We start from the raw sequence: 18,157 nt of genomic DNA, 5'->3' as shown, positions 1-18,157 counted from the left end.
CTGAATGTCAGAAGTTATAATTCACGCCAACCACGGTAAACGGGTTCCATGAGTGACCGGTCGATGTCCAAAGCCCGGTTTCTTTCGTAAATTGTGCTTTGAATTCACCGTATAATCGCACTTCACCAAATACCGGATAACTCAGCGTGCCACCGATAAACTTATACCGACCGTCATAGAAAACTTCGCTGGCATTGCTGGCGTTATCTATTTTGTCCTGGCCAAATCCAACATACAGGGAGGTTAATAATGGATACCAGTTTCGCCAGAGTCCGGCCGTGACTTTCCATTCTTCTTCGACAATATCGCCCCAGCTCTGACGCTCCTGGCGATTATGGTAATAATAGGGTCGCAAATAGAGTCCGAGATCCGGATTCACGCGGTATTGAATGGCTGGCTCAATTTCGAAAATGTACTGCTCCAGATCGCCATTCCCCGGTTCGTTACCCTGAGGCTGATATTCGCCATACGCGTATCCGGCCAGGCTCCATTTGCTGGACAGTCGCAGGTCCTGCCAGACCTTGAACCGGTTTTTCCAGCGTTTCGTTGCCGTTTCGGAGCCGACCATAACTTCCGTACCGATATTACCTCGCCAGGTTTCGAAAATATGGCCCACAAAAAATTCATTGATAGTATTGGTGCCTTGATAGTCCTGATTACTGAACTGTCCTTTATAACTGTCTTCTCTGGCATTCCAGAAACCGAAATACCAGTTAGGCAATTCATCGTGCCTTAAAAAAGCCTGAATGGTGGCGAGTTTAAACTTGCCGCTGTTTTTCTTATTATTGCTCCAGCGAACATCGTCAATTTCTATCTGAGACCCGATGTTTCCGTGCAGGCCACCCACTTCCATGTTACGACCGATACTGTTCCAGTGAACCGGCGGATCTTCCTGCCTTAAACGCAACAGACTGACGTCTTCGGGGTTATCCCCTTCAGGACGCTTTTTCACTTCAGCTTTTTTATTCTCCGTTTGCGCCGATAACGTCACGGGCTTTGACGAGGTCGTGTGTTCAGGTTTTTGACCTGCAGCAACCGGAGAAGACGAAGCACGAAGGGACGATTGTTCATTACCGTTATTGGCTGATGATACACTCGTACCGTTGGTGTCTGATTCATCCTGAAAATAGCTTTGATAGTTTCCTGTAACGTCTTCAGCAATGGCAGGAAATGCCGCTAATGTCACCATTAATACCAGCGTCTGTTTTCCTGGAACAAATATGTTTTTATCTTTCGCGGTAATGCAATTTTGAGGTATTACGCTTTCATCCATTTTGCTCTCTCATTATTCCAGACAATAACATGCCAGCCAGAGACTGGCAGAAATAAAAACTCACCCTGCAAGAAACAGGTCGGAACGGAGAATTATTTATCTAAAGACCAGTATCCCGCATCGTATAATGAGGCCACACCCTGATTTGCAAACAATGAAATATCGCGCTCGCCCGGCTGCGGATAAATACGACTGCTTAAGCAAGCGTCACCATCGTTAACAAAAACTTCCACCGATGAGCGGTCAATAAAAATTCGCAGTGACAGAACGCTGTCCGCTGGTAGCGGAATACTGCGCGTGCCTTCCAGCGAATATTGCGGATAGCGACGCTCCACCACCAGACGCCCGGCCTGATCGTCGACGTAAATTCTCAGCCCGTCGCCCAACGCGATACCAAACTGTTCAGCCGTCGATGCGCTCAAATCCCATGCCAGCTGTACTTCGACCGCATCGGCATCTGCCGCGACAAAGACGTTCTGATTGTTCAGGCAGCGGACGGGCGTGGGATAATAGCTGCCACGCAGCGCGGTCACTTCGGCAGCCGGTTTCATTCTCACCCGGCCATCGACAAGGCTTAATTCGCGTGGAAGCGAGAGCATTCCGGCCCAGCCATCCTGCTGTTCGGGCATCGGTGATTCCCACATATCCAGCCACCCGATGACAATGCGTCGGCCATCCGGGGTCACGAAACTCTGCGGGGCATAAAAGTCGTGGCCGTGGTCCAGCTCAGTAAATTGTCCGCTGTGGGTGAACGGTTGACCTGGCTGCCAGTCCCCAAGTAAATAGCCACTCTGGAACAGGTTGCGATAGTGATACCCTTCCGCCGCCATGCCCTGCGGCGAGAACATCAGGACACGCTTCTCTCCCAGGGTAAAGAAATCCGGGCATTCCCACATAAAGCCCTTGCCTTCATCAGCCTCGGCGAAAATACCTTCGTCATGCCATTCGCGGAGATCGGTGGAACGGCACAGGCGCACCTGGCCGGTATTCTCCACGCGGGAGCCGACAACCATGTACCAGAACTCACCTTCGCGCCACACCTTCGGATCGCGAAAGTGATGCAGTCCGGGCGGTGTATCAATCACCCTGCCGTGCCGTTCAAAATGGATGCCGTCACGACTGGTCGCCAGACACTGCACCTGGTAGAGGTTGTCGTCTGTGTCCGACGGGCCGTGAAATTTATGTCCGGTGTAGATGAGCGCCAGCGTATCGCCGTCTACCACGGCGGAGCCGGAGAAACAGCCGTCTTTGTCCGCCGGGCCTTCTGGTGCTAGCGCGACGGGCAGATGTTCCCAATGCACCAGATCTTTGCTTCGGGCGTGCCCCCAGTGCATCGGTCCCCATTTCGGGGAGTAGGGATGGTGTTGATAAAAGGCGTGATACCAGCCGTCAAACCATACCAGGCCATTAGGATCATTCATCCAGCCTGCGCGAGGGGCGAGGTGATAGCGCGGATACCAGCGCGGATTAATCCCCGATTGTGCTTTTTCAAGCACCTGTTCAGCCTGTTCTAATAAGGATGTCATCGTCTTTACTCTCAGTACATTACACAGCGTTTTGCTGCAGAAAAGATGGCTCAGATGAGGATTTAGTTGAGCGCAAAAGGAAAATGGAAATAAACGTGGTGCTGAACACCATGATGCCCATGATCAGATAGGATTGGGCGAAGCCAAATCTCTCATAGCTAAAGCCTGCCAGCGGGGACAAGACGGTGCCAATGACGGAGCTGGTGCAGGCAAATCCCACCAGATAAATGGTGGAGGAGAGACGTTTGTCGAAATTCAGGCTGTTGTATTTAAATATGGCAACTAACAATATTGGCAGTTCGACCGCGTGAAGCAGTTTGGTAATGGAGATAAGCAAGGGGCCTTCCACCAGCCCGGAAGCAATCATGCGCAGCGCCATCACCATTCCTGCGAATATCAGGCCATTTTTAGCGCCAATGCGATTAACCAGCCACGGCGCACAAAACATACCCGCGGCCTCGAGAAAGACCTGGAAAGAGTTTAAATAGCCAAACATCTCGTTCCCTTCTCGTAATGTCGGGAACTGTGACGAGAAATAGACCGGGAATTGCTGATCGTATACGCCGTAAATGCAGGTTCCGACCACGAAGAATATCAGCGCCCAGAAGCGCGGCAGAGTCAGCAGGCGCAGGGCGTCTTCCAGAGAAACTTTTTTAGCGCCAATTTCGAGTTTCTCCATGCTTGCCGGCGCGGCCACCTTTAAGCGGGCCAGCAGACAGAAGAAGATTAACCCTGAGCATGACGCCACCAGGAAGTTAAGGTCAGGGTTGATATTAAACAATAACCCGGCAAAAAACGTGGCGACCGCCCAGCCCAGAGACCCCCACATGCGTGCCCGCCCAAACTCAAACGTACTCTGACGCGCAACGCGCTCGGTATAGGACTCCAGAACGCCGATACCGCCATTAAACGTCAGCCCGATAAATAAGCCCCCGAATACGCTGCCCAGCAGAATATTAACGCTCAGCAGGTAGCTAAAAAGCAGATACGCCGGGCCGGAGAGGATCAACAACGCGGTGATAAACCATAACAAATGTTTGCGCAGACCGAGTCGGTCCTGGATAAAGCCATAACAGACCTGCGCGAAGAGCGCGGAGACGGATAATACGGAAAAAATAATGCCGGTTTCCGATGCCTTTAGCCCCACTTCCTGGTGAAGCCAGATTGAGAGAAGTGAACTTGATGAGGACCAGGTCACAAAGAAAAAGAACAGCAGAGCGCTGAGCAGCATGTAACTTCGAGTAGGCCGTTTTTTCATCTACGTAATCTCGCAAGAAGGATATACTAAGATGGTAACGTTAACATTTCAGGCGTACACTCGATTTTGATGTGATACTCGATGTTAATCACAAAAGTTAACGTTAACATTAATGTGTTGAGATCGCGCTCAAACTTTTGAGTGTGACTTGCGTAACCCTGGGCGTCGGTGCCTAGAATAGGACATTCGCATTGGCTCACAACACCTTACCGGGTCGAATGCATTCAGATAATGGAAAGCTATGGCGTCTTTAAAAGATGTGGCCAAACTGGCCAATGTATCGCTCATGACGGTTTCCCGGGTGCTCAATGACCCGAAACGCGTAAAGCCTGAAACCCTGGCCCGGGTGCAGGAGGCGATCCTGCAGTTAAATTACGTGCCTGACCTCTCAGCCCGGCAGGTTCGTCGTGTCGGCTCCCGCAACAAAACCATCGGCGTACTGGCGCTGGATACCGTCACCACCCCTTTTTCGGTAGAAATCACGCTGTCTATCGAGGAAACCGCGCGGGCGTATGGCTGGAACAGCTTCGTGGTGAATATGTTTACCGATGATAACCCTGACGATATTGTCGACCTGCTGCTCGCCCACCGGCCCGGGGGGATCATTTTCACCACCATGGGGCTGCGTGAAGTGAGCATCCCGCCCCGGCTACTGGAGCACCCTTGCGTTCTGGCCAACTGCGAGAACACGGGAGAACCGGTTGCCAGCTATATACCTGACGATGAACAAGGCCAGTATACGGCCGTACAGGCCTTGCTGGCGGCGGGATACAGCCGCCCTCTCTGCCTGCATTTACCTGTCAACCATCTGGCGACGCGTCGCCGCCGTCAGGGACTGGATCGCGCCTGCCGTGAAGCCGGTATCGATCCTGATACGCTTGAGCACTGCTATATGCAATTTGGCGATGAGCACTACCGGGATATTCCGGAGATGCTGCTGGCGCATATCGTTCAGGGGAAACCGCAATTTGATTCAGTCATCTGTGGTAACGACCGTATTGCCTTCATGGTGTATCAGACGCTGTTAACGCAGGGTATCCGAATCCCACAGGATATTGCCGTTCTTGGCTACGATAATCTTGTCGGCATCGGAAATTTGTTTTTACCCCCGCTATCCACGGTCCAGCTGCCGCATTATGAGATTGGGCGCTTAAGTACACTGCACATTATCAATGGCGACACCCACCGGGATAAGGTGCTGGTCGAGAGCCCCTGGCTCAGGCGCGAATCCTGTTGAGCAAGGGAGGCCGCATACCGACGACCTTTTGACAGTCACCTGGGGACATTATGCAAAACGAATTTTACTGGATAAACGAACCTGCCGAATGGCATAGCGAGAACAACACGTTATCGGTCGTGACAGACGACCACACCGATTTCTGGCGCCATACGTGGTACGGATTCGAGCGTTTCTCGGGCCACATCTACGCGACTGACGCGGCGGGTGATTTCACGTTTCAGACTCAAATCCGCGCTGATTTCAGCACGCTCTATGACCAGGCGGGAATCATGCTGATGTCGGACGAGCAACATTGGCTCAAGGCCGGGATTGAATACAATGATGGCGCGCCGGCCATTGGCAGCGTACTGACGTTACAGGCCTCCGACTGGGCAACCGGTATCTTCCCGGGTAACCCCCGGGAGTTCTGGCTTCGCCTGACCCGTAAGGGAGACGCGTTGCGGTTACAGTACTCAGCAGACGGGCTGTCGTGGCCTTTGCTGCGTTTATGCCATTTCCCGTCGGGGCCAGTGAAAGTCGGTGTCATGTGCTGCACGCCCGAACGCAGCGGCTTAGCCGTCGAGTTTCGTGATTTCAGTCTCGCTCCGGCCATGGATAAAGCGCTGCACGATCTCAGCTGATTTACATCGCGCCATCCGGTTCTACGATCCGTTGATGGCGCTGCCTGAGCTTCCACCTGGATCACACTTTTCCCACCCGACCATTCCCTTAAAATAAACAGGTGATATTATTCACCCCGTAAATACCTCTCAACTCAACCCGAGGCTTTGATGCTGGAGAATGTCATCATCCGATAATCAGCTCCCCGACCTTTCAGGCCGGACTGATTATCAATGCGCCGAAATCGAATGCGGACACCGCGGTGTGTTTGCACGTTTTGCACATGATGATTAAACAGGTTTTCCAGTATGAATTTATCCCGTCAGGAACAACGTACCTTACACGTTCTCGCCAAAGGTGGACGTATTGCGCACGTCCGCGATAGCTCAGGCCGCGTCACCGCCGTTGAATGCTACAGCCGCGAAGGGCTGTTGCTCGCCGACTGCACGCTCGCCGTCTTCAAAAAACTCAAAACCAAAAAGCTGATCAAGTCCGTCAACGGTCAGCCCTACCGCATTAACACGACCGGGCTGAACAGCGTTCGTGCCCAGCCAGATAATCGTTAAGGAGAGGATGATGGATATCCCACGTATTTTTACCGTCAGCGAAAGCGAACACCGCATTCATAACCCGTTCACCCCGGAAAAGTACGCCACGCTGGGCCGCGTGTTACGCATGAAGCCAGGCAGGCGCATTCTCGATCTCGGCAGCGGCTCGGGGGAGATGCTCTGCACCTGGGCGCGCGATCACGGCATTACCGGCACCGGCATCGACATGAGCCGACTTTTCACCGAACAGGCAACGCGCCGTGCTGACGAACTCGGCGTCAGCGATCACGTGCGCTTTATTCATGACGACGCGGCCGGATACATTGCAGATGAAAAATGTGATGTGGCGGCCTGCGTAGGCGCCACCTGGATTGCCGGCGGCGTCGCCGGAACAATGGCGCTGCTGGCAAAAAGCCTCCGGCCTGGCGGAATGATACTCATCGGTGAACCCTACTGGCGTCAGGTTCCTGCGAGCGATGAGGTAGCCCAGGCCTGCGGCGTCTCGTCCATCGCAGACTTTCTCACCCTGCCCGACCTGGTCGCCTCGTTCGACGCACAGGGCTATGACCTGGTGGAAATGGTCCTCGCAGACCAGGAAGGCTGGGACAGATACGAAGCGGCGAAATGGATGACCCTGCGTCGCTGGCTGGCGGAAAACCCTGACGATGACTTTGCACAAGAAGTTCGCGCGGAGCTGACAATTGCGCCCAAACGCCACGTCACCTACACACGAGAGTACTTTGGCTGGGGGGTGTTTGCGTTGATTGCCCGATAGCCTGAAACAGGCGGTATAGCCTTAACGACTATACCGCCTACACGCATCAGATATTAAGACGGCTCAGGATAATATGAACGCGGATTCCGTCACGTTCACCCGCGTTTAATCACCGGGATATCGCCCGTATCATTTAACGCCCCTGGAAATGTTTTTAACCACTGAGCGACTTTTTGTTTATTGATATTCACCACACTCATTCCTTCCAGGCATCCCCATAATTCTCTTGTATGCTGCGGCGTGATCACAATACAGTCTTTCATCACCCGGATTTTAACCGGCATACCGCTGATAAACCCTGCTCGTGTTAGCCAGTCTCCCCCCAGCGGAAGATATTTATTATCTATCCGGGCATAGAGTTCGCAGCAGGCAGAGCTTGCTTCCGGCGTTTCTGCGCGGGGATGGACGGGCGCTGCACTGGTCTGGTTGCCGTGAAGTCGGCGGGTACTGTTTTTGCGTACCAGCTCGCGGTTTTCAATCATGCCGGTGAAAGCGTCTGATTCTGTTTTGCAAACCGTAAACTCTGGCATAAAATTCGGCGCAGCCATTTTCAACTCCTTTTCAGTTGCTTGTGGTTAGCGGTATGGGGGTGTTGCAGCACCTTCATATCGCGTCTCGTTGTAAATAATTCCTGTGAAACTCACTCTGCCGTTCGGCGTTATTTCTGATGCGTATTATACCAGGCTGAATATAAATACAGCGGTTTGGCGTGGGGTAAATTTGGAATTTGCGAGGGGGATTCAGGAAACATCAAAAAAACCACAAGACACATTTACGCATCAATCAGCATTGGAATCAACGCTGTCTAATTATACTTACCATATTATTCTAAAAAATTGACAACATAAAAACCACATCAATGGTTACCCTTGTAATTTACATAAACTTAACCCCCCTCTAAAAACCAATACATGCATTTGTTTAGTAAGAAAACCCACGTACTGAGTGTAATTAAGAAAATCAACATCACCGACCAATTAATAATATTAGCATAAGTGATATTGTAAACTATAAATCAAATAATTGAATTGCAGCAATTTTCTTTGCTGCAATACTTCACTATGTTATTCATCTAGAATGCGAGCGACATGCCGGAATTTTTTACAATAATCCTTTTATCGTTAATCTCCAATAAAGACGTACTACCTATCCCGGTAAAAAGAGCATCACATTTAAAGTGAGTTTGATTTTTATTTCCTGTTAGATACCTAGCCATTTCCAAGTCGCTACCTTCAAGAGTAACCGTAACATCATATTTCCGAAAACCAATATAGCTCATACTTGTATCGTTGAGAATAGGTGGCATACCAGACAGAGTAAAAAATATAAAAATTGAGAATACGACAAGAGAAATTAGATGATTTTTTTTATGGCCTCGTTTGATCCTTCGGTCTGTATAAGCATGAGGAACTAATGATATACAGATTGACATTATCATTATGGACAGGGTAACTGATAATGTGTCAATCTTTCCAGAATTAATCCCAGAAAAAATAACCAACCCGCCAGTTAAAGCAATAAAATAATGGTAAGGCATATAACTATAAATTTTCATCCTCTCTGCAATTAAATTTATGCCTTTGAATTGGCGAAGCAACCTCTTATCCTTTATTTTCCGCATCTGAAGAACGAAAATTATAAACTTCATTGCAAAATTAGAAATTACAACTGAAATGGAATACCAGCAAAGCAAGAAAAATAACAAAAACAGTGAAAAGGACATAATAACCATGAAAAAGAAAATCACATCTGAAAGTGATAAACCTGTAGGAAAAAAACCAATTCGCACACAATAATACACGAAAACAGCCACACCTGAAGAAAATAAACCATAATATATACGTTTTAGAACTTCTAACTTCAAAAAACGATTTAATAATTCCACATTATATCCCCAGTAATAATCGCACAAAAATGATATCCCTAAGATGGATAGTCAGTCTATTAATTTTAAAAGATCTACTGGGATAAATTACAGATCTTCCTCTTCAAATTTAAGGGCCATGACGGAGGTACTAAAAATGAGTGGGAAAAGCGTTCTCCGTCGACGTATTGTGGTTGATAGTGACACATTGGTGGGTTGAACAAGTGCGAATTTTCGAGCATCATCGCAATTATTTACCTTCTTCCGTAACGCGATGGCTTCCAGCAAAACACTCGAACAGGCAATTGCCAACATCACCATCTGGCGCAAGGGCGAACAACGTGCGCCACATAAGCCTTTATTGCTTCTGTACGTGCTGGCGAACTATCAGCAGGGGCATGCACGTCTGTTTGACTACGGTACCGAGGTACATGCTCAACTGCTAAGCCTGTTAGAACGCTTTGGTCCAGACAGGAAAGAACATTACCCGAACATGCCCTTCTGGCGGCTCAAAGGGGATGGATTCTGGGATCTTGAGAACAGTGAACTCTGTTCCACCACTGGCAGCAAACAGCCACCGGTAAAAGAGCTGGTTGAACATAAGGTCGCTGGCGGTTTTGATGAAGAACACTATGCGCTACTGAGAAAGAACAAGAAGCTGATCGGCTCGCTGGCACAGAAGATCCTTGAGGCGCATTTCCCGGAAAGCATCCAGGAAGAGATCGCAGATGAGATGGGTTTTGATATTCAACAGATCCGTAAGGTTCGCGATCCGTTGTTTCGCCAGCAGGTGCTTCGCGCCTATAACTATGAATGTGCAATCTGCGGATTCAACATGCGACATGATAACACCTCCGTTGCGCTTGAAGCCGCGCATATCAAATGGAAACAGTTTGGCGGGCCGTGTGAAATCCCGAACGGGCTGGCGCTGTGTGCAATTCATCATAAAGCGTTTGATAAGGGATCGATTGGGCTGGATGACAGTTTGCGGGTTCTGGTCTCTGAGGCGGTAAATGGCAACGGGAATGGGATTGTAGGAAGACTGTTCTGGGATTTCGCCGGGAAGCAGATAGCACTGCCGATGGTGAAAGGGAATTATCCAGGGGAGGGGTTTGTGGAATGGCATCGGAGGGAGGTGTATAGGGGGGAGTCGAAGGCCGGACTCGCACATGATGACTAACCCTATGATTTAAAATAAATAAAAAATAACATTTAGATAATGTACCAACATCGATACCAACACATTAAATCGTTGATTTTGGGACTCGAATCGGGGCAAGAGTTACCTCGAAGATTATCACAATCAAGCATATCTCTGGCGCTATTCATCAACTATAGCTACCTGCGACGAAGATAATATCAGTCCCCCCATCATCTCGAAGCCAGCATTCCCGGAAAGTGTTTCGCAATGATGTCATTCATTCGCTCAATCAATTCCAGACGCTTGAAGGCCAAGTGCGCAGTGCCTTTCTGATAGTAACGAATGCGGAAGAACTCATCTTCGTAAACGTCCTTAGCCGGATTATCCCGGATATGCTCCATCAACCGGGTGGAGATATCACTCCGGTTATCAGGGATGGGTTTACCATCCAGCAGAAATAGCATTCTCTCTAGGTCTGCCAACTGATCCCGTCGCCAACCCCAGTTCAGACTAAATCCCCAGCGGTTATACGTCACCAGATTGTTAATGATGATCTTCTTACCGAAACTGCAGGGACTGTTGGTTTTGTAGTCCCACGACAGGCCTTTGAAGACGTTGATGATGCCACGTTCAAACACATCCATTTTGTTGAGATGTAACTGTTCAAAAGTACTGAGAATATTCGCCTCGCTGATAGCAGGTAGATCGCCCTCCTCCAGGTTCTTATGCCACTGGTCACGAGCCTGCGCATCCATCAAGGCCATCATGCCGGACTTCAACATCAAATCGCGCCAGATACTGCGGTCAATATTGCGGAGGATAGCAGGCAGCGCTTTATCAGCCTTTTCAGTTAGCCAGCTATCGTAGCGATGCCCAGCTTTCATAGCCCAGTCTTGCGCTGTGCCACCGCCAATTTCGGAGGTCAGCCCTGAAATTGCATCAAGCTGCTGAATGAGTTGTTCGATCCGTTTTAGTGCGGTATCGCGGCCCGTGACAACACGCTCGATACTGGTCGAAAGGATGAGTTCATTGTGTTCCGTTAACACGTCGGGTTCTGTTTGCATCGTTAATCGTCCATAAAAGCAAACACGCCTGCCGGGAGTGGCAGGCGCATTATGCGATGAATAAAAAAGGTTGGAAGTTCAGAGGTAAAAATCAGGAATGAGGCTCGAAGAATTCAGGTATTTATTAATCCGGTAGCTCGCCTGGCTCTGAGAATATCAGTCGCGGTCAGAAATGGCGTCTGCTCCTGCCAGGTAAATCCTTTACGGTCGATGCGGACCAGTTCATAACGTTCCACCAGGAAATTAACAGCATCGGCAAGCGTGATTCCCGCGTCGATATGCTCCTCAATGGCCGTATCGTCGTGGAATGGCGTGTCGTTGAGAGTCAGGCCGTAATGGTGTTCCAGCAGATACGTTAACAATTGCTGCCAGACCTGTATGGGCGACAGGCGTGACGAAACCGGCACCGTGGCCGGTACAGTTGAAATTTGCATGAGTTGGGTCCTGATAAAAGAAGAGAAGGTGTTATTGGCTAGCAGGTATCTGAGGATAAATAGCGATGTAAACCGCTCTGTACGGCATAACGCATTATTGCGGTAGTTCTCTGTTGCAGCCGTGACGCGACCTCAAGACGTCCAGACAACTCTACGGCTTTTATCGGGGCTAACAAATCCCGTGTTTTAAGTTCGGCAATATTACGTTTGCCAATGGCTGGAAAGAGATTGTCCTCCAGGCTTTTCAGCACTCGTCGGCTATGTTCTTCCGACCACTTTTTATTCGTGGCATGCCACTCAACAGCAAGCTCCTCAAAAGTGCGCGCTTCTTCCTGCTCAACCTTATCATTTTTCTTTTTGTATCCCGGGTCGATGCCGTTTGCCAAAAGCTTACGAGCATCGTCACGACGAGCCCTGGCATCTGCAAGAGACACTTCAGGATATACACCCAAAGCCAACATCTTTTGCTTTCCACCAAAGCGGTATTGGAGACGCCAGTATCTTGAACCATTTGGATGGACAAGCAGGTGCATACCGCTGCCATCGGTCAGCTTATATTGCTTATCCATTGGCTTGGCTGTTCTGACTTTGATATCTGTTAGAGCCATGCTTATCCCCTCCCTGTTGGTACAAGCATTATCGAACCGGAAATACCATCATCTGTACCAACATCTGTTGATAGATGTACGTTGAAGTCGGTTGACCTTGAGAGAGTTAATATAGCGGGAATGACAGGTAAATACTGGATTTCAGGCACAAAAAAAGACGTCCGTTGACGTCTATTGATGTTCCGATGGTGCCGAAGGCCGGACTCGAATTTCACACCCAATAGACTGAAATCAATGTAGTTTATAAGCAGGAATAAATGGTTATACCCGCACTTGTACCCACAAGTAGTAATTCGTATAAAAAATAGACATTTCGAGTGGGTATAAAGCCATACCAGTAGAACACCGATATGGCTATCAAAGCAATATTCAGGCAGGCAGGAAAGTTTTCTTCAGAGGCACCAAAAGTTTGGTCTCGATATCGACTTGCTCGTAGTTCTCAATAAGCGCACGGACGAGATCATCAAGTGTCCAGAGCGTCAGAGGTATCGTCGAACGGTCGGCTTCATAGCGAGCATCTTTTGTAAAACCACCGGTACTGACATAAAGCCCGCGATCGTCTTTATGACGACCACCGATAAAGCTACGGATCTGTTGGCTTCCCATTTGTTCTCTACGATGTTTTACCTCAACGACAATACGTGGATTCTCAAATCCAAACCCATCAGGTGAAGCGATGATATCCTTCCCACGATCTGGACCCACAGGAGACACCTGTGTTTTATATCCCATGCTGCGTAAAACACCTGCAACTAGATACTCCATCTCCTTTGGATCGAGCCCATTAACTCGATCTTTAATACCTTCACGCGCCAACGACTCCACATCGCGAAGCGGATCAGAAACGACCTCATCTTCATCTGTCGCTGTTGGATTATGAGTAATAGCGTCTACAGTGGGTTTCTTATCCTGCAAAAGCTCTTCTAGAGCATATTCTGGAAGCTGGAAAACCGTCAGCGTAGAACCCAATGTGTTTTTGGTAGCAACAGACAGTCTATCGCGGTCGATATCTTGAGTATTCCATTTAACCTGCCGAGCGATCCCCATCCCCTCTTCCACCCATTCAGGATGATATTGGAAGTCTGAAGTAACTTTGCCTAGCAAATAAGTACGGTTGGCTGGAGAATAGGTAATAACCCAATCACCCTTTTGGATCTCATTCACAAAACGCCAGACCTGCGATGCACCAGAACGCGCAGTTCCCAGCTTTGTTAAGGGATCTGCCTCCTGGTATAAGGCGAGTAACTGGGCTCGGGACAGGCCGGGTTTGACTAATGGAGCCAGCTGAGACCAACCGATGCCTACTATTTGCTTATCGCGAAAATCATCATAGAGTTTGCCGCCGTCGCCGCGAATCATCCACATTCTGTTGCCCATACTCATCCCTTCAATAGGAAAAGAAATTAAACTGGATCATATGCTTGTTTTACCTCAGGCGTCAAAATCCTCAACAACGACTACCTAACATTCCAGGATAATGTTTTGCAATGATTTCATTCAGCTTATCGACCAGTTCAGGTCGCTTGAACGTGATATGTGCTGTTCCTTTCTGAAAGTATTTAATCACAAATATCTCATCTTCATAGTGAGTGCTGTACCTATTATCATTGATATGATCGCCCAGACGGCGAGTCACGTCGGTGCGATTATCGGGAATGGGTTTTCCATCGAGTAGCATCAGCATCCGTTCCAGATCCGACAGTCGATCACGCTGCCAACACCAGTTAAGACCAAATCCCCACTGGTCGTATTTGATCAGCCCTGCCACGATAATTTTCCTGCCAAACTTGCAGGGGCTGTTCGTCTTAAAATCCCACGATAAGCTTTTGAAGACGTTAATGACGCCGCGCTCAAACACCTCTCCTTTATTCAGATGCAGTTGCTCGAACGTGCTGAGAATATTTGCTTCACTGACTGCCGGAATATCCTCCTTTTCCAGACTGTTGTACCACTCCTCACGCGCCTGAGCGTCCATAATTGCAAGCATCCCGGACTTTTGCATCAAATCTCGCCATATACCGCGATCGATATTGCGTGTAATGGCCTTCATCGCCACGTTTGTTTTCTCCATCAGCCAGCAATCGTAACGGTATTGCCGTACTCCCCATTCATTGGCTTTGCCGCCACCGATGCTGCCGGTCAGCGTTGAGATATCGGCAAGTTGCTGAATGAATGCTTCAATCTGTGCCAGCGCGGTATTACGTCTGGTGACGATGCGCTCAATACTGGTAGAGCAAATCACGTCTGTATGGCCGGTTACTACTTCGGCTTCAGTGTGCATGTTGAATCTCCATAAGTAAAAAAAGCCCGCAACAGATGCGGGCCGGGTGTGGTGCGTTGGTTGGTTCAGATAATTATCTGAGTGGCGGGTGAAACGGACCGGGAATCACCGATCGATGAAACCGATCGATTTTCGAAAATTGATCTGCAAAATGAATTATCCCGCCAGACTGGCCCTGTGCCAGAATCCCGTAAATGAATTTAACTGATTGTTTACCAATCTATTTCCTGTCTTAGCGAGGGGCAGTCGCCTTTTGTTCTGCGAACATGGCAGCGAAATATCGTAACGGATGATGTGATGAAAAGATGCGCACGCTGTAATAAGAAAAGGTGTGTTCTGGAGCGGGTTTTCGGGCTCGATACAGAATTCTGCGACGAGTGCTTATTTGATACTGAGCAGGAAATCAGGGAAAAACACATTCTCCCCATCAGGCGTCGGAAAGATGACAGCGAAGGGAAAGCGTAGCCCCGTATGAAGCCTAAAATTGATGTCAGCGTCATTATCCCGGCCTTCAATGCGCAGGCCTCCATCGGTCTCCTGGTGTATAAACTCCTCAGCGAGCAAACGCTCAGCATTGAGGTGATTATCGTGGATGATGGTTCCACTGACGAAACGTGGTCCATACTCAGTGCCATCACCGATGAGCGGCTGATGCTTATTCATCAGGAAAATCAGGGAGTATATGCCGCACGTAACGCCGCACTGGCGGTGCACAGCGGTGAGTGGGTGGTGTTTCTGGATGCAGATGACCTGATAGATGACGGATTTTTGCAGGAACGACTACGGACTGCTCATGAAGCACAGGCCGATGTTGCCGTGTTCAATGGCTGGCGAGCCGACAGTACCGGGTACCATCTTGCCTCCGTGCACCGCCAGCAACCATACGGTCAGACGCTCACAGGCCAGGAGTGGATATGCTACTGTGTGAAGCAGCGCGAATGGCCGCATTACCTGTGGCTGCAGATAACCCGTTCGGCGTATATCCGCGAGCATGGCCTGAGATTCCAGGTAGGCAAAAGCCACAAAGACATTCTCTGGACCATCCACCTCGCGGCTGGAAATGGCAGGTTTTATTTTGCCGACCGCAGGGACTACACCTACATCAGCAACCCTGCGTCAATTACCCACCGGCAGGATTATTACGATATCCGCGCGACCAGCTATATTGACGTGATTGCCGACACTCTTACCCTGAGCGAACAACAGCAACAACGCGCAGTCAGACGCGCACTGGTCAGACATGCGCTGGTGGAGTGCCGCCATTTTCTCGGACTGTACCGTCGCAAAGTCAGTAACCAGCAAGCGCTGCGTATCAGCTTTTACGCACGGATAACCTTTCGCCAGTTACTGCCCGGTATAAGCAGCCTGAGCGATGTTTTTTTCCTCCTGAAGCTGGCTCGTAAAATTTATTACTCTCCCGTTTCGTCTGGACAGCAACGATCGATATAAATCAAAGCGCCAGCCGTTGTGCTGGCGCTCAGGCGTGGGCGATGAGTATAGTCTGGTAGCTAATCTGTCCTCGACTGTTGCAGAAGCTGCAGATGGCGGAGATCGCGAACGTCCTGTAGTGCCTGTTCAATCCAAGGCAACAGGGCTGCTGAGTCGGTGTTGTCTTCGTCGTTATCGAAGATGATCTCCGTATCGCAACTGATACTGTCACGCAGCCACTCAATCAGAATGTTGAGAACGGCTTCAGTGGTTAATTCTGGCATTCGAACTCCTTGTGGTGATTGATGTTGGGTTACCAGTCGAAGGTGGCAAAGCCCGGCAGTACTTCGCCAAAGGCATCCAGATGAATAATGCCAGCAGCGTAGCGATGGATAAGCGTTACCACTAGGCGACGACAGGCTTTCGACAGGCCGAGGCGTTTGAGGCGTAAGACCGGAAACGACCATGCGCCGAGGTGGAGCAGATAACCCGACCCGGTGTACAGAATCCATTCCGACTCGCCAAAGTCTTCATGCTGGTGCGAAAGGGTAAACAGCAGAGTGTTGTCAGCTTCGGTAATGTGTGCGGTGCTGCACTGAATGCCGTTAACACGGGCGATGGGTGGCAGAGGATCTTCAACGACCAGCTTTCCTGTAGCTTCAGCAACACGAAGTGAATAACCGTTGTCACAGACCATATTGATCAGGTCAGCCAGTTCAATACCGTCGATATCAACAGCGATCCGGCCCAGGTTAAGGGCCAGTACGTTGATGGAATCGGCTTCCACGGTCAGGGACAGCTTCATGGCTGCATCTCGCGGTATTTGCCGGTGGTGATATCGGTTACCATTCTGTAGCCGTTGCGCGTCATCAGCCCGGTGGCTTTGCGGGCGCGGAGAATATCGATACTGGAGAGAAGCGGCGACTGAGTTTCTGCGTTAAAACCACGACGATCGATGCGCACCAGGGTGTACTTTTCCACGATAAAATTCACGGCGTCGCACAGTGAGATACCGGCTTCGATATGTTCCTGGATCACACCATCATTACCGAAAGGCGTGTCGTTGAGCGTCAGGCCGTAGTGACGATCCAGCACGTGGCTAAGAAGCCGTTGCCAGATCTCCAGCGGTGACGGACGTGGTGAGGTCTCCCCTGTTGAGGATAGTCGTTGAGTTTGCATAGCTGGATCTCTTTGTTGATGGGTTAAAACGAAGATAAGTAGTAAGAAGATTTACGCGGTTGTTGCAGGTGTTGGGTAAAGCGCAATATAGACATAGCCGCAACTACCCAGGGTGTCGGCATCGCATGTCAGCCCTTTTGCGTAGAGCGTAACGCAGTGCTGGTGGTAGGGATTGAGTTCACCGGAAACCAGCATCAGTTCAAGCTGTTTGAGCAGCAGCGGAAACGCATGGTCGAGATGGCGTAAATCCGCGTCACTGAATGTGCCGGTGATACTGGCGCGGTCAGCCAGGTAATGCAGGCAATTGCCTTCCTGCACCAGGCGTGCGCCAAAACACGGCGTGACGGTGGGTTTAAGTCCCCACAAGGGTCCGGCAATATCATGGTTTGCGACATTTGTTGTGTTCTGCATTTAAGTAATCCTCAACTATGCGTTAATTCAGGGTAACGCAGCGCAATACGACATAGGGACCGTTACGGTCCTGGCGGCGTTCGGCAAAGATGGCCAGCACACCACTGATATCCTGCACCTCCCGACTGGCATAATGGCAGATGCTGCCGGACCATTTGTATTTGCCGGTACAGAAGCGAAATAACCGGGACTGAGGATGCTGGCGGTATATCGCCATTGCCTGACGTTTGCTGATGATTTTCATGGTTATTCTCTCCCTAAAGCCAGCCACGCTCGGCAAACGAGACGATATCCATGCCTCCCACGACCAGGTGGTCCAGCAGGCAGATATCCACGAGTTTAAGTGCCTGCTTCATATGGTCAGTGAGCCGTCGGTCAGCATGGCCGGGTTCCGCATAACCTGACGGATGATTGTGTGAAAGCACGATGGCAGCCGCGTTGTATTTCAGTGCTGCCTTTATCACTTCACGTAGATGTACCTGCGTATGGTTGATGGTCCCGGTGAAGAGCGTTTCGTGGGCTATCAG

The 18,157-nt window shown here is 49.8% G+C and carries 21 protein-coding genes and 1 pseudogene; 6 read left to right on the top strand and 16 right to left on the bottom strand.

What is annotated here, in order from left to right; all coding sequences use genetic code 11:
* Positions 1 to 7: 7 nt before the first annotated feature.
* The 3 genes from AAIR21_RS17840 to AAIR21_RS17830 all read right to left on the bottom strand — a co-directional run bounded on the left by AAIR21_RS17840 (position 8) and on the right by AAIR21_RS17830 (position 4,057).
* Positions 8 to 1,273, bottom strand: a complete 1,266-nt coding sequence (locus tag AAIR21_RS17840; RefSeq protein WP_183516796.1) for an OmpG porin family protein — start codon at positions 1,271 to 1,273, stop codon at positions 8 to 10.
* Positions 1,274 to 1,365: 92 nt separating this feature from the next.
* Complete coding sequence (locus AAIR21_RS17835; protein WP_183516797.1) at positions 1,366 to 2,799, bottom strand: glycoside hydrolase family 32 protein; 1,434 nt, start codon at positions 2,797 to 2,799, stop codon at positions 1,366 to 1,368.
* A 19-nt stretch (positions 2,800 to 2,818) separates the two neighbouring features.
* The gene (locus AAIR21_RS17830; protein ID WP_014168436.1) at positions 2,819 to 4,057 is read right to left on the bottom strand and encodes an MFS transporter; all 1,239 of its coding nucleotides are present in this window, start codon (positions 4,055 to 4,057) and stop codon (positions 2,819 to 2,821) included.
* Positions 4,058 to 4,298: 241 nt separating this feature from the next.
* Between AAIR21_RS17830 and AAIR21_RS17825 the strand changes: the two genes are divergently transcribed.
* The 4 genes from AAIR21_RS17825 to AAIR21_RS17810 all read left to right on the top strand — a co-directional run bounded on the left by AAIR21_RS17825 (position 4,299) and on the right by AAIR21_RS17810 (position 7,220).
* Entirely contained in the window at positions 4,299 to 5,294 is a 996-nt protein-coding gene (locus AAIR21_RS17825; RefSeq protein WP_183516798.1) for a LacI family DNA-binding transcriptional regulator, read from the top strand.
* A gap of 50 nt (positions 5,295 to 5,344) precedes the next feature.
* Positions 5,345 to 5,917: a DUF1349 domain-containing protein gene (locus tag AAIR21_RS17820; protein ID WP_183516799.1), complete on the top strand. Its 573-nt coding sequence runs from the start codon at positions 5,345 to 5,347 to the stop codon at positions 5,915 to 5,917.
* A 288-nt stretch (positions 5,918 to 6,205) separates the two neighbouring features.
* Positions 6,206 to 6,463, top strand: a complete 258-nt coding sequence (locus AAIR21_RS17815) for a YjhX family toxin (protein ID WP_014168433.1) — start codon at positions 6,206 to 6,208, stop codon at positions 6,461 to 6,463.
* A gap of 10 nt (positions 6,464 to 6,473) precedes the next feature.
* Complete coding sequence (locus AAIR21_RS17810; protein WP_183516827.1) at positions 6,474 to 7,220, top strand: SAM-dependent methyltransferase; 747 nt, start codon at positions 6,474 to 6,476, stop codon at positions 7,218 to 7,220.
* A 95-nt stretch (positions 7,221 to 7,315) separates the two neighbouring features.
* Here the strand turns inward: AAIR21_RS17810 and AAIR21_RS17805 are convergent, their stop codons facing one another.
* Complete coding sequence (locus AAIR21_RS17805; RefSeq protein ID WP_074147066.1) at positions 7,316 to 7,768, bottom strand: SymE family type I addiction module toxin; 453 nt, start codon at positions 7,766 to 7,768, stop codon at positions 7,316 to 7,318.
* Positions 7,769 to 8,292: 524 nt separating this feature from the next.
* On the bottom strand, positions 8,293 to 9,105 hold the full coding sequence (locus AAIR21_RS17800) for a hypothetical protein (protein WP_020885353.1): 813 nt from the start codon (positions 9,103 to 9,105) through the stop codon (positions 8,293 to 8,295).
* Between the two features lie 253 nt (positions 9,106 to 9,358).
* On the opposite strand from AAIR21_RS17800, the gene AAIR21_RS17795 reads away from it, so the two are divergent.
* Positions 9,359 to 10,264: a phosphorothioated DNA-binding restriction endonuclease gene (locus AAIR21_RS17795; protein ID WP_434681786.1), complete on the top strand. Its 906-nt coding sequence runs from the start codon at positions 9,359 to 9,361 to the stop codon at positions 10,262 to 10,264.
* A 191-nt stretch (positions 10,265 to 10,455) separates the two neighbouring features.
* On the opposite strand, the gene AAIR21_RS17790 is transcribed toward AAIR21_RS17795, so the two are convergent.
* The 5 genes and pseudogenes from AAIR21_RS17790 to AAIR21_RS17770 form a co-directional block, all read right to left on the bottom strand.
* On the bottom strand, positions 10,456 to 11,289 hold the full coding sequence (locus tag AAIR21_RS17790) for a DUF4942 domain-containing protein (RefSeq protein WP_417632956.1): 834 nt from the start codon (positions 11,287 to 11,289) through the stop codon (positions 10,456 to 10,458).
* A 113-nt stretch (positions 11,290 to 11,402) separates the two neighbouring features.
* The gene (locus AAIR21_RS17785) at positions 11,403 to 11,723 is read right to left on the bottom strand and encodes a TA system toxin CbtA family protein (RefSeq protein WP_105597436.1); all 321 of its coding nucleotides are present in this window, start codon (positions 11,721 to 11,723) and stop codon (positions 11,403 to 11,405) included.
* Between the two features lie 59 nt (positions 11,724 to 11,782).
* A pseudogene (locus AAIR21_RS17780) lies at positions 11,783 to 12,331 on the bottom strand (tyrosine-type recombinase/integrase); the annotation flags it as partial.
* Between the two features lie 369 nt (positions 12,332 to 12,700).
* Complete coding sequence (locus AAIR21_RS17775; RefSeq protein ID WP_434681783.1) at positions 12,701 to 13,708, bottom strand: restriction endonuclease; 1,008 nt, start codon at positions 13,706 to 13,708, stop codon at positions 12,701 to 12,703.
* Positions 13,709 to 13,778: 70 nt separating this feature from the next.
* Positions 13,779 to 14,612 (bottom strand): DUF4942 domain-containing protein, encoded by an 834-nt coding sequence (locus AAIR21_RS17770; RefSeq protein WP_434681781.1) that lies wholly within the window; start codon positions 14,610 to 14,612, stop codon positions 13,779 to 13,781.
* A gap of 471 nt (positions 14,613 to 15,083) precedes the next feature.
* Here AAIR21_RS17770 and AAIR21_RS17765 point away from each other — a divergent pair, with 471 nt between their 5' ends.
* Positions 15,084 to 16,061 carry a glycosyltransferase gene (locus AAIR21_RS17765; protein ID WP_434681779.1) on the top strand — a complete coding sequence of 326 codons (978 nt, stop codon included), beginning with the start codon at positions 15,084 to 15,086 and terminating at the stop codon, positions 16,059 to 16,061.
* Between the two features lie 59 nt (positions 16,062 to 16,120).
* On the opposite strand, the gene AAIR21_RS17760 is transcribed toward AAIR21_RS17765, so the two are convergent.
* From AAIR21_RS17760 to AAIR21_RS17735, 6 genes are all read right to left on the bottom strand, one after another.
* Positions 16,121 to 16,324, bottom strand: coding sequence for a hypothetical protein (locus AAIR21_RS17760; RefSeq protein WP_434681777.1), 204 nt, complete (start codon positions 16,322 to 16,324; stop codon positions 16,121 to 16,123).
* Positions 16,325 to 16,353: 29 nt separating this feature from the next.
* Complete coding sequence (locus AAIR21_RS17755; protein WP_434681775.1) at positions 16,354 to 16,845, bottom strand: DUF5983 family protein; 492 nt, start codon at positions 16,843 to 16,845, stop codon at positions 16,354 to 16,356.
* The gene (locus AAIR21_RS17750; protein WP_434681773.1) at positions 16,842 to 17,219 is read right to left on the bottom strand and encodes a TA system toxin CbtA family protein; all 378 of its coding nucleotides are present in this window, start codon (positions 17,217 to 17,219) and stop codon (positions 16,842 to 16,844) included. The genes AAIR21_RS17755 and AAIR21_RS17750 overlap by 4 nt, the downstream gene beginning before the upstream one ends.
* 51 nt (positions 17,220 to 17,270) lie before the next feature.
* Positions 17,271 to 17,630 carry a type IV toxin-antitoxin system YeeU family antitoxin gene (locus AAIR21_RS17745; protein WP_434681771.1) on the bottom strand — a complete coding sequence of 120 codons (360 nt, stop codon included), beginning with the start codon at positions 17,628 to 17,630 and terminating at the stop codon, positions 17,271 to 17,273.
* A 22-nt stretch (positions 17,631 to 17,652) separates the two neighbouring features.
* Positions 17,653 to 17,874 carry a DUF987 domain-containing protein gene (locus tag AAIR21_RS17740; RefSeq protein ID WP_434681769.1) on the bottom strand — a complete coding sequence of 74 codons (222 nt, stop codon included), beginning with the start codon at positions 17,872 to 17,874 and terminating at the stop codon, positions 17,653 to 17,655.
* Positions 17,875 to 17,887: 13 nt separating this feature from the next.
* A partial coding sequence (locus tag AAIR21_RS17735) for a JAB domain-containing protein (protein WP_434681767.1) occupies positions 17,888 to 18,157 on the bottom strand: 270 nt, incomplete at its 5' end.

Origin of the sequence: Enterobacter sp. PTB (assembly GCF_051130085.1) — a bacterium.
GTDB classification, from domain to species: Bacteria; Pseudomonadota; Gammaproteobacteria; order Enterobacterales; family Enterobacteriaceae; genus Enterobacter; species Enterobacter ludwigii.
The sequence above is the reverse complement of the archived record's forward strand: the minus strand, read 5'-3'. Positions and strand labels throughout refer to the sequence as shown.

Excerpts from the sequence above, each read along its gene's own strand:
- AAIR21_RS17840 (WP_183516796.1), bottom strand. The coding sequence starts at position 1,273 with ATGGATGAAAGCGTAATACCTCAAAATTGCATTACCGCGAAAGATAAA.
- AAIR21_RS17835 (WP_183516797.1), bottom strand. The coding sequence starts at position 2,799 with ATGACATCCTTATTAGAACAGGCTGAACAGGTGCTTGAAAAAGCACAA.
- AAIR21_RS17830 (WP_014168436.1), bottom strand. The coding sequence starts at position 4,057 with ATGAAAAAACGGCCTACTCGAAGTTACATGCTGCTCAGCGCTCTGCTG.
- AAIR21_RS17825 (WP_183516798.1), top strand. The coding sequence starts at position 4,299 with ATGGCGTCTTTAAAAGATGTGGCCAAACTGGCCAATGTATCGCTCATG.
- AAIR21_RS17820 (WP_183516799.1), top strand. The coding sequence starts at position 5,345 with ATGCAAAACGAATTTTACTGGATAAACGAACCTGCCGAATGGCATAGC.
- AAIR21_RS17815 (WP_014168433.1), top strand. The coding sequence starts at position 6,206 with ATGAATTTATCCCGTCAGGAACAACGTACCTTACACGTTCTCGCCAAA.
- AAIR21_RS17810 (WP_183516827.1), top strand. The coding sequence starts at position 6,474 with ATGGATATCCCACGTATTTTTACCGTCAGCGAAAGCGAACACCGCATT.
- AAIR21_RS17805 (WP_074147066.1), bottom strand. The coding sequence starts at position 7,768 with ATGGCTGCGCCGAATTTTATGCCAGAGTTTACGGTTTGCAAAACAGAA.
- AAIR21_RS17795 (WP_434681786.1), top strand. The coding sequence starts at position 9,359 with ATGGCTTCCAGCAAAACACTCGAACAGGCAATTGCCAACATCACCATC.
- AAIR21_RS17790 (WP_417632956.1), bottom strand. The coding sequence starts at position 11,289 with ATGCAAACAGAACCCGACGTGTTAACGGAACACAATGAACTCATCCTT.
- AAIR21_RS17785 (WP_105597436.1), bottom strand. The coding sequence starts at position 11,723 with ATGCAAATTTCAACTGTACCGGCCACGGTGCCGGTTTCGTCACGCCTG.
- AAIR21_RS17775 (WP_434681783.1), bottom strand. The coding sequence starts at position 13,708 with ATGGGCAACAGAATGTGGATGATTCGCGGCGACGGCGGCAAACTCTAT.
- AAIR21_RS17770 (WP_434681781.1), bottom strand. The coding sequence starts at position 14,612 with ATGCACACTGAAGCCGAAGTAGTAACCGGCCATACAGACGTGATTTGC.
- AAIR21_RS17765 (WP_434681779.1), top strand. The coding sequence starts at position 15,084 with ATGAAGCCTAAAATTGATGTCAGCGTCATTATCCCGGCCTTCAATGCG.
- AAIR21_RS17760 (WP_434681777.1), bottom strand. The coding sequence starts at position 16,324 with ATGCCAGAATTAACCACTGAAGCCGTTCTCAACATTCTGATTGAGTGG.
- AAIR21_RS17755 (WP_434681775.1), bottom strand. The coding sequence starts at position 16,845 with ATGAAGCTGTCCCTGACCGTGGAAGCCGATTCCATCAACGTACTGGCC.
- AAIR21_RS17750 (WP_434681773.1), bottom strand. The coding sequence starts at position 17,219 with ATGCAAACTCAACGACTATCCTCAACAGGGGAGACCTCACCACGTCCG.
- AAIR21_RS17745 (WP_434681771.1), bottom strand. The coding sequence starts at position 17,630 with ATGCAGAACACAACAAATGTCGCAAACCATGATATTGCCGGACCCTTG.
- AAIR21_RS17740 (WP_434681769.1), bottom strand. The coding sequence starts at position 17,874 with ATGAAAATCATCAGCAAACGTCAGGCAATGGCGATATACCGCCAGCAT.